This is a genomic window from Ochrobactrum sp. XJ1 (assembly GCF_024701725.1).
Classification (GTDB): Bacteria; Pseudomonadota; Alphaproteobacteria; order Rhizobiales; family Rhizobiaceae; genus Brucella; species Brucella anthropi.
In genome coordinates this window covers 42353-57243 of record NZ_VDGD01000006.1, presented here as the reverse complement: position 1 = coordinate 57243, position 14891 = coordinate 42353, and the positions used below count along the sequence as shown (strand labels likewise).

Here is a 14891-nt window from a genome sequence, read left to right as displayed (position 1 = left end):
GATGAAGGACGTAACAATGAAAAACATCCTCAAGAATTTCGCTGCCTTCGGTATTGCTCCGCTGGTCGCGCTTGGTATCGCCCTGGGTGGTGCCTCGGCTGAGGAAGGCGGCAATGCCGCGGAGCCGGAACATTTCCCGATCCACCATCCCAAGCAGGAAAAGTGGAGCTTTGCCGGTCCGTTCGGAACCTATGACAAAGGACAGCTTCAGCGTGGCCTGAAGGTCTACAAGGAAGTTTGTTCGGCCTGTCATTCGATGAACCTGGTGGCCTTCCGCACGCTGGAAGGTCTCGGCTACTCACCGGAGCAGGTCAAGGCATTTGCCGCTGAATATGAAGTACAGGACGGGCCGAATGCGGATGGCGAAATGTTCACCCGCAAGGCGATCCCGACTGATCACTTCCCGGCGCCATTTCCGAACGCGAACGCAGCTGCGGCCGCGAACAACGGTGCAGCTCCTCCGGACTTCTCGCTGATCGCGAAGGCTCGTGGTGTTGAACGCGGCTTCCCGACCTTCATCTTCGACATATTCACGCAATATGCCGAAGCAGGTCCGGACTACATCCATTCACTGCTGACCGGCTATGATGAACAGCCACCAGCGGGGATGCATATTCCTGAAGGGACGCATTTCAACCCATACTTCATCGCCGGCAAGTCGCTGGCCATGGCAAAGCCGCTGAGCGACGACCAAGTCACCTATGACGATGGTTCGCCGCAAACGGTGGATCAGTATGCACGCGACGTTTCGGCATTCCTGATGTGGGCTGCAGAGCCGCATCTGGAAGATCGCAAGCGGACCGGTTTCCGGGTCATCATATTCCTGATCCTTTTTGCCGGTCTGGTTTATGTCGCCAAGCGTTCGATCTGGTCGGATGTTAAACACTGACAATAGATCAACCTGAATTAAAAGATGGGCGCCGTGGGCGCCCATTTTTTTGTGCTGGAACTGGAAGATCAGCCTTGCCACAATTAGGCCATGCAAATGACCGTGCGTCGCCGCAATGTTCTTGGCAGAAATGGGCGGTTTCTTTTGCAATTTGCCCGTTTGAGGGTGTAAAGGTCCTTGGTCCCAACTTTGCCTTGATTAACTTGACCGGCCCGCAGGCCGCCTGAAAGGATGGAAAATGGAATCCGGATTTAAAGCCAGCTTGAAGGATGCGATCCGCACCATTCCGGACTATCCCAAGCCGGGCGTCCAATTCCGTGACGTGACGACGCTTATGGGCGATGCGCAGGCATTTCGCCGTTCCGTCGATGAGCTGGTCTATCCCTATGCAGGCAACAAGGTCGACAAGGTAGCGGGCATCGAAGCACGTGGCTTTATTCTCGGCGGCGCAATCGCGCATCAGCTGTCGGCTGGTTTCGTACCGATCCGCAAGAAGGGCAAGCTGCCGCGCGATACAGTGCGCATTGCCTACAGCCTTGAATATGGCATCGATGAAATGGAAATGCATCGCGACGCGATTGAAAAGGGCGAACGGATCATTCTGGTGGACGATCTGATCGCCACGGGCGGAACGGCGGAAGCGGCAGCGAAGCTTTTGCTTCAGATGGGCGCAGAGATCGTCGCAGCCTGCTTCATCATCGACCTGCCGGATCTCGGCGGACGCAAGAAGCTGGAAGCTCTTGGCGTGCCGGTCCGCACGCTCGTGGCCTTTGAAGGCGACTGAGAATACGAAAAAGCCCGGACATTGCTCCGGGCTTTGTTATTTCAGGCATCAGCCTTGGGCGGCAGTTTCACCATCGCCGCATTGTCGAAGGAAAGCACCTCTTCGCCATTCTGGTTATGGGCGCTCGTCGTCATGGTCAGCATCGACCAGCCGGGGCGGGAGGCGAGCGGCCTTATGGCGTGGACCAGGCGCTTGTAGGTGATCGTATCTCCGGCATAGACGGGCTTTGACCATTTCAGGTTTTCAAAGCCGGGTGAGGGGCCGAATGTCGGCGGCGTCTCGCCGCGTTTCAGAGCTTCCTTCGTTGCCTTGACGATGGAAGCGACATTGAGCTTCATGAACACTGCAGTGGTGTGCCAGCCGGAAGCACAAAGTCCGCCGAAGACGCTCTTTTTTGCCGCTTCGCTGTCCAGATGGAACGGCTGCGGATCATATTTTCTGGCGAAATCGATGATTTCCTCGGCAGTAAACGTATAGCTGCCGATGACGAGGTTCTGCCCGAGATTTTCTTCCAGGAAACTCATGACGCCCCTCCTGCCGTCGCATCGTAATCGCGGCGCAGCATCATGCATGGATGCTGCATTTCGCACACGCTCTCACCACGCTGATTGAACAGTTCATGGTGGAACGTCACCAACCCGATTGCCGGGCGCGATTTGGAAATGCGTTTGTCCTTGATGGTCGTCACACCATTCAGCGTATCGCCCGCGAGTACGGGGCGTTTCCAACGCGTGAATTCGACGCCGGGACCACCCTGTGACGTTGAGTTTGTAAGATAGGCATCGCAGACCATGCGCATGATGAGGGAGGTGGTCTGCCATCCTGATGCCGCCAGCCCGCCGAGCACGCTCGCCTTGCCTGCTTCCTCATCAAGATGGAACGGCTGCGGATCGAACTCGCTGGCAAACTCGATGATTTCTTGCTTGTTGATCGTACGAGGACCGAAGGGAAGGGTCATTCCCGGCTCCATATCCTCATAAGCATATTTAGGCAGAGGCTTGCTCACCCTCGATCTCCTCCGAGTAGGCATAAAGAAAAGGCCGCCGGTTTCCGGCGGCCTGAACGTATCAGGTATTGAAGCGGAACAGCATCACATCGCCGTCATGGACGATGTATTCCTTGCCTTCGTCCCTTGCCTTGCCGGCTTCCTTCGCTCCGACTTCGCCATTGTATTTGACGTAGTCTTCATAGGCGATGGTCTGGGCACGGATAAAGCCGCGCTCGAAATCGGTATGGATGACACCGGCAGCGCCGGGAGCCTTGGTGCCGCGCCGGATTGTCCAGGCGCGGGTTTCCTTCGGCCCTGCGGTGAAATAGGTGATGAGGTCGAGAAGCTTGTAACCGGCGCGGATCAGGCGGTCGAGACCCGGTTCCTCAAGGTCCATGCTTTCCAGATATTCCTTGGCTTCCTCATCGGGAAGCTGCGCAACTTCCGCTTCGATTGCAGCCGAAATGATGACCGTCTGGGCACCCTGTTCCTCGGCCATCTTGTCGACGGCAGCGCTATACTCGTTGCCCTTGGCCGCATCGCCTTCAGCGACGTTGCAGACATAAAGAACCGGCTTGGAGGTGAGAAGGTTCAGGCCCTTCAGCGTCAGCAGGTCTTCTGCGGCAATATCCTTCAGCATCAGGCGGACCGGCTGGCCGTTCTGGAGCAGTTCGAGTGCTGCTTCCATCACCGGCAGAATGGTGAGGGCTTCCTTGTCCTTGCCGGTAGCGCGCTTGCGGATTTGCACGATGCGGCGCTCGATGCTTTCGAGGTCCGACAGCATCAGCTCCGTTTCAACCGTCTGGGCGTCCGATACCGGATCGATACGACCTTCGACATGGGTGATATCGTCATCCTCGAAGCAACGCAGCACATGCACGATGGCATCCACTTCGCGGATATTGGCGAGGAACTGGTTGCCGAGACCTTCACCCTTCGATGCGCCGCGCACGAGGCCGGCAATATCAACGAAGTTGATGCGGGTCGGGATGATTTCCTTCGAACCGGCAATCCGGGCGATATCGTTCTGGCGCGGATCGGGAACCGCCACTTCGCCCGTGTTCGGCTCGATGGTGCAGAACGGATAGTTTGCGGCCTGTGCGGCGGCCGTTTTGGTCAGCGCGTTGAAAAGCGTCGACTTGCCAACATTTGGCAGACCGACGATGCCGCATTTGAAACCCATGATCGTACCTATCAGACTAGAATTCTATTGTTGTGGCTATGCGTCATCGGACCGTGAAGCGTCAAGAGGCGGAGGCGTCGCGCCCTTGGGAACGGCTTACTTTTACGCATTCTCCCATGCAAAACCGCTTCGCACTTTTGCTGGAACTGTTTTAGTCCTTTTTCCCAAGCAGCTTTTTCAGCATTTCAGCCATCGGGCCGCTGGCAGGAATATTCGGCTTCTTCTGGTTCTGCCGCGCCTGGCGAATATGGCTCTGCGCCTTTGGTGGCGCCTTTTCCAGTTGTGCGGGATCGGCCTTGAAACCGCTGGGCCGTTGATTGCCGTCGCCCATGGCGAGCGCAATGCGGTTCATGAAACTGTTGTCTTCGCCCTTGGCGGCAAGCAGGCCCACATTGTCGGCAATAGCGCCCAGAAGCGTATCCAGCCATTCATTGTCGGCCTTGGCGAAATCGCCGAGGACATAGTTATGCACGAGTTCCTTCGCACCCGGATGGCCGATGCCAAGCCGCATGCGGCGATAATTCTGGCCGCCGGGGAAGGCCTGCATATGCGCGTCGATGGATTTGATGCCGTTATGACCGCCGGAGCCGCCGCCGGTCTTGATGCGCAGCTTGCCCGGAATGAGGTCGAGTTCGTCATAGATCACGACGAGATCGGCAGGTGTCAGCTTGTAGAAGCGCATGGCTTCGCCGATGGACTGACCCGAAAGGTTCATAAAAGTCTGCGGCTTGACCAGCAGCACTTTTTCGCCGTCGATCACGCCGTCGGCAATCTCGGCCTGAAACTTCTTCTGCCAGTTGGAAAAGCGATGGCGGCGGAATATTTCATCCGCCGCCATGAAACCGATATTGTGCCGGTTATGCGCATATTTGGGGCCCGGATTGCCAAGACCTGCAATGAGCAGCATGGTTCAGAGCCCCTTCTGTAGCGCTTCCCGAAAAGTGGGAACCGGTTTTCGGATAAGAAGCGCGTTAGCGCTCCTGTGCGGAAAGCGATTATTCGCCGTCCTTGGCTTCTTCTTCTGCAGCACCTTCCGAAGCAGCTTCTTCCGACTTCAGGCCGGCAGGAGCAGCAATCGTGGCGATGGTGAAGTCGCGATCCTGGATGGCAGCGGTCACGCCCTTCGGCAGCTTGATCGCCGAAATGTGGACGGAGTCGCCGATTTCGAGGCCGGTCAGGTCGAACTCGAGTGCTTCCGGAATTGCATTGGCCGGAACGATCAGTTCAACGTCGTGACGAACGATGTTGAGAACGCCGCCGCGCTTGATGCCCGGAGCTGCTTCTTCGTTCTTGAAGTGAACAGGAACATTCACGTGGACGACCGACTTCGCGGAAACGCGCAGGAAGTCGACATGCTGCGGGAAGTCACGGACCGGATCCAGCTGGTAGTCCTTCGGGAGGACCTGAATCTTCTTGCCGTCTACTTCGATCGTGGCAACAGTGGTCTTAAAGCCACCGCCATGAATCTTGTAGAAGATCTCCTTGTAGGAGACGGCGATTGCGAGGGGTTCCTGCTTGTCGCCATAGATGACTGCAGGAATCTGGCCGTTGCGACGCAGTTCGCGGGAGGACCCCTTACCAACCCGGGTACGCAGATCGGCCTTGAGCACGTAAGTCTCGCTCATGGCATTTCCTTTCGATGTTACTGGAGTGTCGCTCGCTGTATAATCTGCGCATGATCTTGTCCGAAAACCGGTTTCCACTTTTCGGGATCATGCTTCAACAAACGACATGAAACAGCCCGTATTGTCTGTCACAAGGTGAAAGACCGGACCGCTCCATTCCGCGTTGCCTCCAAGGGTGTCTACGCGGATGGCGCTGGCTATAGACCATAGCGTGCGGCGGCGCAAGTTTTTTGGGCTGCGAGCAGTTCCCGTGCCCGGCATCTGTGGGCATTTCTCATAACCGGTGGCATTGGCGGCGTCAAAGATGTTAAGCGAATGCCTGATCGACCGCAGGCTTGGCCGTGCGAGTCGTTTGTTCCTGCTATGTTGAAACAAGGAGGCGAGATGCAGGTCGGTATCGACATGGGTGCAGTTGCTGGAAGCGGTTCTGCCTCGGCAGCGGCGCTTGGCGGTGGCAAGCAGGCCATGCTTGATCTTGAGGAGCTTCTCGCCACGCGTTTGCTCGTGCAGGGCAATTCCGGCTCCGGCAAATCGCATCTTTTGCGCCGCCTTCTGGAACAGAGCGCGCAATGGGTGCAGCAGTGCATCGTCGACCCTGAAGGCGATTTCGTCACGCTTGCCGATCTTTACGGCCATGTCGTTGTCGATGCCGCCCGTACCGAAGCCGAACTGACACGCATTGCCGGACGCATCCGCCAGCATCGTGTTTCGGTGGTGCTCAATCTGGAAGGTCTCGATGTCGAGCAGCAGATGCGCTCGGCTGCGGCTTTTCTTGGCGGTTTGTTCGATGCCGAGCGCGACTATTGGTATCCGATGCTGGTGGTTGTGGATGAGGCGCAGCTTTTTGCGCCTGCCGCCGCCGGTGAAGTGTCGGATGAAGCGCGCAAGCTGTCGCTCGGCGCGATGACCAATCTCATGTGTCGCGGACGAAAGCGTGGCCTTGCGGGTGTTATCGCCACGCAGCGACTGGCGAAGCTTGCCAAGAACGTTGCAGCTGAAGCTTCGAACTTCCTCATGGGGCGTACATTTCTCGATATCGATATGGCGCGCGCCGCTGATCTTCTGGGCATGGAGCGCAAGCAGGCGGAAATGTTCCGCGATCTGCAGCGCGGGCATTTCGTGGCGCTTGGCCCCGCATTGTCGCGTCGTCCATTGCCGATCAAGATCGGCAAGGTGGAGACATCGGCGCGGTCTTCATCGCCGAAACTGATGCCGCTTCCTGATGCGCCGGAAGATGCGCTCGACCTCATCTTCACGCCTGCGCCGCAGGAAATCCGTGCTGCCGTGCGCAGAGCGCCGCCGCCTCCACCGCCGCCATCGACGGCGGAGATTCTGGCGCAGGTAGCAAAGCCGAAGCCCGAAGCCGAACCGGCACAGGAACCTTTGTTCCCCGGCATGGTGGAAGCCGAACGGGATGAGCTCCTTGAAAAGGTGATGCGCGAGATCGTGGACGATCCGGAAGCGTCGTTCCGGTCCGTGGCCGTGCTTTATCAGGACTTTCTGGTGCGTTGTCGCATTCACCGCGTTCCGGGCGAGCCGCTGGCTCTCCCTGCCTTCCGCCGCAGGCTGGCAGTGGCGCAGGCCAGCATTGAAAGCGATGTGGCCAGTGGCGAAACATGGCAGCAGGCGCTGGCCCTGTCGGAAAGCCTCACCGACGATGTGCAGGGCGTGTTCCTGATCGTGGCGCAGGCGGCGGTAACCGGCGCGCCTTGTCCTTCCGATGCGGCTTTGGCGCGCGCCTATGGCACGCACTCGTTCAGCCGTGCCCGGCGTCTGCTGACCTATTTTGAAGAACGCGGGCTTCTGGTGGTCCGCAACGATTTCAAGGGAATGCGCATCGTCAATTTTCCCGATCTCGCCTGCGAAACGGCACCGGGCGACCCGAATGCGCCGGACGATCTGGCGGAAGAAGGCGCTGCGGCGGAGTAAGCTGTGAAAACTGTCATGAACCTGTAATGATCCTCGCCGACAGCTTGCGAAACGGATCATTCAGGGCAGCAGCGTGACACAGCCAATTCAGCAACCGGGTTACAAAGAACTCTTCGCGACATTCGGCAAGATCGGGCTTCTGTCCTTCGGCGGGCCGGCCGCGCAGATCGCCATGCTGCAGCGCATTCTCGTGGATGAGAAGAAATGGATGGATCAGGAGCGGCTGATTCATGCGCTCAATTTCTGCATGTTGTTGCCGGGGCCGGAAGCCATGCAGCTTGCGACCTATTCCGGTTGGGCGGTTAAGGGCTGGCGCGGCGGCCTTCTGGCCGGGCTTCTGTTCGTGCTGCCCGGCGCTGTCGTCATGCTTGCATTGTCGGCGCTGTATATCTCCTTCGGGCATGTCGACATCGTGGCCGGGCTGTTGTTCGGCCTCAAGGCTGCGGTTCTCGCCGTGGTTTTTGAAGCGCTTTATCGCATGGCCAAACGGACACTAGCCTCGGGGTTTTCCTATGCGGTGGCGATTGCGGCATTCGTTGCGATAGCCTTCCTGAAACTGCCGTTTCCGCTCGTCGTTCTGCTGGCGGCTCTTGCAGGTGGCCTGCGGCATATCGTGCAGGGAAATGGTGCTGCCGCAATTATGGGAGAGGCGACGCCTGGCGCCTTGCGCGAATTCACGCAGCAAACGCTCATCTGGGGCGGGCTGTGGCTTTTGCCTTTGCTCGGGCTTTTCTTCACTTTTGGTGGCGCGCATGTCTTCGTGCAGGAAGCGGCCTTCTTTTCGAAGCTCGCTGCGGTGACATTTGGGGGCGCTTATGCAGCTCTTTCCTATACGGCGCAGCAGGCGGTCGAGCATTTCGGCTGGATGAAGCCGGGGGAAATGCTGACGGGGCTCGGTCTGGCGGAAACCACGCCGGGACCGCTGATCCTCGTGCTGGTTTTTGTCGGCTTTGTGGGGGCTGCGAACCTGTCGGGCCTGCCGCCACTTCTGGGTGGCCTTTTCGGCGGACTGATCGCGCTGTGGTTTACCTTCGTGCCCTGCTTTCTATGGATATTGGCGGGCGCGCCATTCGTGGAGCGGCTGCGTCAGGTGCGCTGGCTGTCGGCCATGCTGGGCGGGATCACGGCTGCGGTCGTCGGCGTGATTGCCAATCTGGCGCTGTGGTTCTCGCTGCATGTCCTGTTTTCGCAGGTTGTCGAGAAGGCTATAGGTCCCTTCACATTGCCGCTGCCGGTCTGGAGCACAATAGACAATGCCGCCGTCCTGATTGCAGGCGCGGCGGCATTCTTGCTTGTTGTTCTGAGGCTCAACATGCCGCTCGTGCTGTTGCTGGCGGCATGTCTCGGAATTGTAATCCGGCTGGTGTTTTAGTCGAACAGGCTCGAAACGGACTCTTCCGCTGCCGTGCGGGCGATGGCCTCGCCAATCAGGTCCGAGATCGAGAGGACGCGGATATTTGGCGCATCGTTGATGGCAGTGGTCGGCTGGATGGAATCGGTGATGACCAGTTCCTTCAGCTTGGACGAGGCGATACGGGCAACCGCGCCGCCGGACAGAACGCCGTGCGTGATGTAGGCGGTGACGCTCTTGGCGCCCTTGTTCAACAGGGCCTCAGCTGCGTTGCAGAGCGTGCCGCCGGAATCGACGATGTCATCGAACAGCAGGCAGTCCTTGCCGGAAACGTCGCCGATGACGTTCATGACTTCCGATTCACCTGGACGTTCGCGGCGCTTGTCGACGATGGCGAGCTGCGCATCGATGCGCTTTGCGAGCGAACGGGCGCGAACCACGCCGCCAACGTCAGGCGAAACGACCATGCAATTGCCGGTCGCGTAATTGGCCTTCACATCGCGGGCGATGACCGGAACGGCGTAGAGGTTGTCGGTCGGGATATCGAAGAAGCCCTGAATCTGACCGGCATGAAGGTCAAGCGTCAGGACGCGGTTCGCACCGGCTTCGGTGATGAGATTGGCGACCAGCTTGGCAGAGATCGGCGTGCGCGGGCCGGGCTTGCGGTCCTGACGGGCATAGCCGAAATAGGGCAGGACGGCGGTGATGCGACGTGCCGACGAGCGGCGGAAGGCGTCGATCATGATGAGCAGTTCCATCAGGTGATCGTTTGCCGGGTAGGAAGTCGATTGCAGTACGAATACGTCTTCGCCGCGCACGTTTTCCTGAATCTCTACGAAGATTTCCTGATCGGCGAAGCGACGGACGCTGGCCTTACCGAGTGGAATGTTGAGATACTGAGCAACGGATTCGGCAAGAACCCGGTTGGAGTTGCCTGCGAAAAGTTTCATTCTTTTGCCTCTGACGCCGATGCGGTCGCGGTTTGCAGTTTGGTTCTGTCGCAACAGTCCGCCGGAACGGACTTAATCTCTTAAAAACTTTAAAGCTGCGTACGGTCTGACCGGCCAAGTACTGCAGCTAGAAAGGTTTTCTTTCGGATGTGGGGCCTATTGCAAAGAGTCATCGCCATTGCAAGGCCCTCGGGAACACAATTGCTGTAAAAAGCCCGGTTTTCCGGCTTTCCCACAGTAGGCAAAACAGATTCAGCAAAAGATTTCAGTCTTTTGCTGCCAAAGCAAGTTTCTATGCGCGATTTGCCGCAAGCCAGGTCGAATATTCCTGCATGGTGCGGTCGGCGATTGTCTGCATTGCGGAAGCCGGAACGACGCTCCATGAGTCTGCGGCCGCACCTGGAACTTTCTCCTGCCCCTGTATCCGGTGAAGGCGGTTGCCGGAAGCATCCAGAACATCCCAGACGTAAAGCACGGTGGTCTGATTATCTTCCGAAAGAACGGAGAAATATCCCTTCATGACGTAGGCAGCACTCGGGTCGTTATTGCCTGCAAGCTCAATGCCTTTCGACTTGGCATCGTCATTCATGCGATGGGTCAGCGGCGTCACCACATTGACCGGTGCGCCGACAATCGGGGCGATATGCAACTTGCCCGGCTTGAGCGCTGCACTGCGCTGCGGTGCCACTGGCGTGGTCGTCGCAGGTGCTGTGCCGGTCGTGGCCGGAGTTGTTCCCGTGGGCTGCACGGGAGCGGTGCCCGTCGCCGGGGTGCCCGGTGTCGCGGCTGGCGTAGTAGTTTGCCCGGAATTTTGCCCGGAATTTTGATTGCTACCCTGTACGTTCAGAGCGGACTCAGTGCTGTTGCAGGCGGCCAGGACGCTTGTAAGCACTCCGGCCAGCAACAACATCGTTGAAAGACGTGCCTTGTTCATGTTCGGCTTCATGCTCCTGAAGGCGCAGGTTCTCTGCGGTCGGGCATTTTCAGTTCAAAATAATCTATCGATTTTATCGACGTGCATCTTGCCCGAAAGCCGCTTTGCAGTTTCCGGGTTGCGCTTGTGGCAGTTTTATCGCCGATTGCGCCTCATTTTACAATCATATCAAGAGAATGGCGGGATAATGGCTGAGCTGCGCCATTTGTTGTGAGATATGTCTGCCCCAGCGTCATGGCGGTTTGGGTGTCGGAATCCATGATGATCATATGTGCGAAAAGCGTCATGTCCGGCTGGATGCTTTCCGGGTTTCCGGCATAGAATATCTGCGGGTCCATCCATGATGGCGTGAAACGTGCTCCCACCGAATAGCCACAGGTATTGAGGCGATGACGGGTAAGGCCGTGTGCTTCCATGGTCCGCGCATGGGCGTCAAAGACGTCGCCGAATGTCGAGGCGGGCGTCATGGCTGCTTCCACTGCTTCCAGCGCCTCGCGTGCAGCCGCATAGAGCTCTTGATGATGTGTGGTCGGCTTGCCGACGACGATCGTGCGCATCATCGGCGCGTGGTAATGCCGGAAGACGCCCGACCATTCGAGCGTGAGCTGATCGTTCTTGTTCAGCTTGCGCCGACCGGATTTGTAGCGGCAGAGCAGGGCATCGTCGCCCGAGCCGATGATATATTCGTTGGCGGGAAAATCGCCGTCGCCGGCAAAATTGGTGCTCATCATCGCAGCCAGAATATCGGCTTCGCTCGCCCCGCCTTTGGTGAGCTTTATCGCAGCGTCGAGTATGTCGTCACTGAGTTCGGCGGCGCGTTTCGCATAGGCAATTTCCGCAGGGCTTTTGAGCAGCCGCAGGCGATCCACCATGCCGGAAGCATCGTAAAGCTTGGCAAAGCTCTGCAGCTGTTCGTCCAGCTTGCGCGCATTGGCGCCGGTAAGGCCATGCGTCTGATATTCGATCCCGATCCGGGTGCCGAGAAGGTCGAGTTCGGTCAGAATATTGCGAAGGTCGGAAGCCGGATTGGCATTGTCGCGATCGGTCCAGACGACGACGTTCTCGATGTTCGACGTATGACGCGCCTGCCGCAAATCGGCGGAGCGTGTCATCAGCACCATCGACCCGTCGGCCTTCACGACGAGGCATTGGAAGAAGCAGAAGCCGAACGTGTCATAGCCGGTCAGCCAGTACATGCTCTCCTGCGCGAACAGCAGAAGCGCATCCAGCTTTTCCTCCTCCATCTTCAAGATCAGACGGTCGCGACGTGCTGCGAATTCTTCCGGCTCGAAGTGAAGGGCCATGCGGTTCTCCTAATCTTCTATGATGGCGATCGCTGCAATCTGACGCCCGTAGTCGGGTTCATTGCGATGGGTGGTGCGCCGGTAGGAATAGAATTGTTCCTCATCGGCATAGGTGCACTGGCGAAGGGATTCTGCCCGCACACCAGCCTTCGTCAGCCGGTCGGTGATGAATGTCCACAGATCGAACAGCTTGTGTTCCGGCTTGTCGGAAGGCCGGAAATAGGTGGTGTAGGCAGCATCTCTGCCGATGAATTCTGCATAGAATTCCGGCCCGACTTCGTAATTTTCCGGCCCGATGGTCGGCCCGAGAACAGCAACGATGTTCTCGCGTTTCGCACCGAGGCCGATCATGGCTTCAATCGTGTTTTCAAGGACACCGCCGAAAGCGCCACGCCATCCGGCATGGGCGGAGCCGATGATTCCCGCTTCGTGATCTGCAAAAAGCACAGGCCCGCAATCGGCGGACAAAGCACCAATGGCGATGCCCGGCACATTTGTGACCATTGCGTCGGCCTTCGGGCGTGGAGCGCCGAACGGCTCGGTGACGTGGAGGACATCGGGCGAATGAACCTGATGCACGGTCATGAGATGATCGGGTGCAACGCCAAGGTTCTCGGCGACGCGGCGGCGATTCTCGGCAACTTTTTCCGGCACATCGTTTGACCCGCTTCCAACGTTCAGGCCCGTATAGATGCCATCGGAAACACCGCCCTTGCGGGTGAAAAAGCCATGCGCGATCCGCTTCCCGTTCTGTCCGACGGGCTTTTCAAGGAGAGGCGAGCGGAGTGGTTGCGGCATATCGGTCATCTTGCTGGCTTTCGTAAACGGCGGGATGGTGGGGGAGGTCCGCTGGCTTGTCAATTGAAGCTTTTTGAAGGGAAGGGCATCACTTGGTTTCGAAAGGATAGAGGCGTGTCAGCCCGTCACTCAATGCGAGAACCTTGAACAAGGTTCCCATTTGATCGGGTGCGGCCAGTCTTTCGACGTCCTGTCGGATTTTTTCCTGAAACGCTGCGTCCTTGCCCGTACCGAGCCGTCCGGCGCGATCAAGCAGGCCCATTGCGAGCAGAAATTCGCCCTGCGTCATTGTTCCGGTCTTGCAGCCGCTGGCCCGCGCGGTCTTGTCCAGAATGTCGAAATCGACATGGCTGGTGAGGTCCGCAATGCCCGGATTGGCAAATACATCGTCAAAGCCGTGTTTCAACATGGCTTGCAGCGTGTCGCCGAAACCGGCTTTCAGATGGCCATAGTCGACGTTGAGCGCTGCGCCGCGTGTGGTCGCGATACGGCTGGCAATTTCCTGCATCAAGGCCGTGCGCGCAGGGGCTGCTTCAAAGATCGCGCCTTCGGGTGCTTCCGCATGGCCTACAGGTAACAGCGCCGGATCTATACCACCCAGACCGCTGACGAAATGGAACTCATCCTTGTCATCGAGCGCAATCATCCGTTCGACAAAGCGGCCATCGACCTTGACGAACTGCCGGAACGGGATCGCATCGAACAGCTCATTGGTGACGAGGATCAGCGGCCCGTTGGCAGTATCGGCGGGAATATCGGAAAAGCGTTCGAACCAGTCGATCTTCGCGCCTGCGTCGGACAGTTTTTCCTTTTGCTTTTCGGCAAGGCGCGGGCTTGTTTCGACCATGGCGACACGCACATGGTCCAGCATTTGCGGGGCGAGCCTGCCAATAGTGCGCAGCATATCGCTCATCAGCGTGCCGCGACCGGGGCCGATTTCGCACAGCACGATATTGTCCGGGCCTCCCAGCGCGTCCCATTCGCTGACACACCAGATGCCGATCAGTTCACCGAACATCTGGCTTACTTCCGGCGCGGTGATGAAGTCACCGTCGCGTCCGAAAGGTTCACGCGTCGTATAATAGCCCGCCTCGCGGTCGCCGAGGCAGGCTGCCATGTAATCGGCAACGCTGATCGGCCCGGAGGTGGCGATCAGGCGTTTCAGCCGGTCTTTCAGCGAAAGATCAGGCATCCTTGGCTGCGGTCCGGTTTGCGCGCCACATGGCCCAAAGCCCGATCAGTACCATCGGCACCGAGAGGACCATACCCATGGTGAGCCATCCGCCGAAGAGATAGCCGAGCTGCGCATCCGGCTCGCGGAAGAATTCGACCACGATGCGGCTGAGGCCGTAGCCCGTGACGAAAGCGCCTGCAATGAAGCCGGGCTTCTTCAGTTTGCGTCCGACCCAGACGAGCAGGAACAGCACGAGGAAGAGGACTACACCCTCAAGGAACGCTTCGTAAAGCTGGCTTGGATGACGCGGCAGCGGGCCTCCATTGGGGAAGTAGACTGCCCACGGCACATCACTGACACGACCCCAGAGTTCCGAATTGATGAAATTGGCGACGCGCACGACACCAAGTCCGACCGGAACACCAGCGGCAATCGTGTCGAACATGCTCCAGACCTTGATGCCGCGCGAGCGGGCAAACAGGATCATGGCGAGCGTTGTGCCCAAAATGCCGCCGTGAAACGACATGCCGCCATCCCATACCGCCGGAATGGCAAGCGGGTTGGAGATATAATAGGAGAAATTATAGAAGAGCACGTAGCCGATGCGACCGCCGAGCACGACGCCAAGCGCTGCCCAGATGACGAAATCATCGAGCGCTTCCGGCGCCATGGGCGGCTGGTTGTTGGCCCACAGGCGGTGGCTTCGCAAGAGCTTCTTGCCGTACCACCAGGCGAACATGATGCCGACGACATAGCCGAGGCCGTACCAGTGCACTGCCAGCGGTCCGACCCGGAAAATCACCGGATCGATATTTGGGAAGGCGAGCGCCGATGCGGGCAGCAACGTCTCAATCATGAAATCACTCCGTTTTGTGACGGAACATGCTGGACCGACCCGTTATGGTCAAGCTGTTCCCGTCGGCTGCAAATCGCGTTTGCAAATCGTGTTTGCAAATCGCGTTTTCTGGGCTTCCGGTGCTGA

At 58.3% G+C, this 14891-nt stretch carries 15 protein-coding genes; 4 read left to right on the top strand and 11 right to left on the bottom strand.

The features are described 5' to 3' along the window. Positions 1 to 16: 16 nt before the first annotated feature. Together FG152_RS11910 and FG152_RS11905 are read left to right on the top strand one after the other, a co-directional pair. The gene (locus FG152_RS11910) at positions 17 to 889 is read left to right on the top strand and encodes a cytochrome c1 (protein WP_012091661.1); all 873 of its coding nucleotides are present in this window, start codon (positions 17 to 19) and stop codon (positions 887 to 889) included. Positions 890 to 1127: 238 nt separating this feature from the next. Beyond that, positions 1128 to 1673, top strand: a complete 546-nt coding sequence (locus tag FG152_RS11905) for an adenine phosphoribosyltransferase (protein ID WP_010659612.1) — start codon at positions 1128 to 1130, stop codon at positions 1671 to 1673. Between the two features lie 41 nt (positions 1674 to 1714). Here FG152_RS11905 and FG152_RS11900 read toward each other — a convergent pair whose 3' ends face one another. The 5 genes from FG152_RS11900 to FG152_RS11880 form a co-directional block, all read right to left on the bottom strand. Further along, positions 1715 to 2197 carry a MaoC family dehydratase gene (locus FG152_RS11900; RefSeq protein WP_010659613.1) on the bottom strand — a complete coding sequence of 161 codons (483 nt, stop codon included), beginning with the start codon at positions 2195 to 2197 and terminating at the stop codon, positions 1715 to 1717. Continuing rightward, entirely contained in the window at positions 2194 to 2679 is a 486-nt protein-coding gene (locus tag FG152_RS11895) for a MaoC family dehydratase (protein ID WP_010659614.1), read from the bottom strand. The genes FG152_RS11900 and FG152_RS11895 overlap by 4 nt, the downstream gene beginning before the upstream one ends. A 61-nt stretch (positions 2680 to 2740) precedes the next feature. Beyond that, on the bottom strand, positions 2741 to 3844 hold the full coding sequence (gene ychF / locus FG152_RS11890) for a redox-regulated ATPase YchF (RefSeq protein WP_010659615.1): 1104 nt from the start codon (positions 3842 to 3844) through the stop codon (positions 2741 to 2743). A gap of 151 nt (positions 3845 to 3995) precedes the next feature. Continuing rightward, positions 3996 to 4751 carry an aminoacyl-tRNA hydrolase gene (pth, locus tag FG152_RS11885; RefSeq protein ID WP_010659616.1) on the bottom strand — a complete coding sequence of 252 codons (756 nt, stop codon included), beginning with the start codon at positions 4749 to 4751 and terminating at the stop codon, positions 3996 to 3998. An 88-nt stretch (positions 4752 to 4839) separates the two neighbouring features. Then, positions 4840 to 5469 carry a 50S ribosomal protein L25/general stress protein Ctc gene (locus FG152_RS11880; protein ID WP_010659617.1) on the bottom strand — a complete coding sequence of 210 codons (630 nt, stop codon included), beginning with the start codon at positions 5467 to 5469 and terminating at the stop codon, positions 4840 to 4842. Positions 5470 to 5853: 384 nt separating this feature from the next. Between FG152_RS11880 and FG152_RS11875 the strand changes: the two genes are divergently transcribed. Then, a complete protein-coding gene (locus FG152_RS11875; RefSeq protein ID WP_010659618.1) occupies positions 5854 to 7398 on the top strand; it encodes an ATP-binding protein in 1545 nt (514 codons plus the stop codon). Positions 7399 to 7471: 73 nt separating this feature from the next. Beyond that, complete coding sequence (gene chrA / locus FG152_RS11870; RefSeq protein WP_010659619.1) at positions 7472 to 8770, top strand: chromate efflux transporter; 1299 nt, start codon at positions 7472 to 7474, stop codon at positions 8768 to 8770. Here chrA and FG152_RS11865 read toward each other — a convergent pair. From FG152_RS11865 to lgt, 6 genes are all read right to left on the bottom strand, one after another. Further along, positions 8767 to 9699, bottom strand: a complete 933-nt coding sequence (locus FG152_RS11865; RefSeq protein WP_010659620.1) for a ribose-phosphate pyrophosphokinase — start codon at positions 9697 to 9699, stop codon at positions 8767 to 8769. The two genes, chrA and FG152_RS11865, sit on opposite strands and share 4 nt — an antisense overlap. 292 nt (positions 9700 to 9991) lie before the next feature. Continuing rightward, positions 9992 to 10645, bottom strand: a complete 654-nt coding sequence (locus FG152_RS11860) for a hypothetical protein (protein ID WP_010659621.1) — start codon at positions 10643 to 10645, stop codon at positions 9992 to 9994. A gap of 140 nt (positions 10646 to 10785) precedes the next feature. Then, positions 10786 to 11937 carry a M24 family metallopeptidase gene (locus FG152_RS11855; RefSeq protein WP_010659622.1) on the bottom strand — a complete coding sequence of 384 codons (1152 nt, stop codon included), beginning with the start codon at positions 11935 to 11937 and terminating at the stop codon, positions 10786 to 10788. A gap of 9 nt (positions 11938 to 11946) precedes the next feature. Then, positions 11947 to 12744 carry a peptidoglycan editing factor PgeF gene (gene pgeF / locus FG152_RS11850; RefSeq protein ID WP_036563639.1) on the bottom strand — a complete coding sequence of 266 codons (798 nt, stop codon included), beginning with the start codon at positions 12742 to 12744 and terminating at the stop codon, positions 11947 to 11949. A gap of 79 nt (positions 12745 to 12823) precedes the next feature. After that, a complete protein-coding gene (locus FG152_RS11845; protein WP_010659624.1) occupies positions 12824 to 13927 on the bottom strand; it encodes a class I SAM-dependent methyltransferase in 1104 nt (367 codons plus the stop codon). Beyond that, positions 13920 to 14765 (bottom strand): prolipoprotein diacylglyceryl transferase, encoded by an 846-nt coding sequence (gene lgt, locus FG152_RS11840; RefSeq protein ID WP_010659625.1) that lies wholly within the window; start codon positions 14763 to 14765, stop codon positions 13920 to 13922. The genes FG152_RS11845 and lgt overlap by 8 nt, the downstream gene beginning before the upstream one ends. Positions 14766 to 14891: the final 126 nt, after the last annotated feature.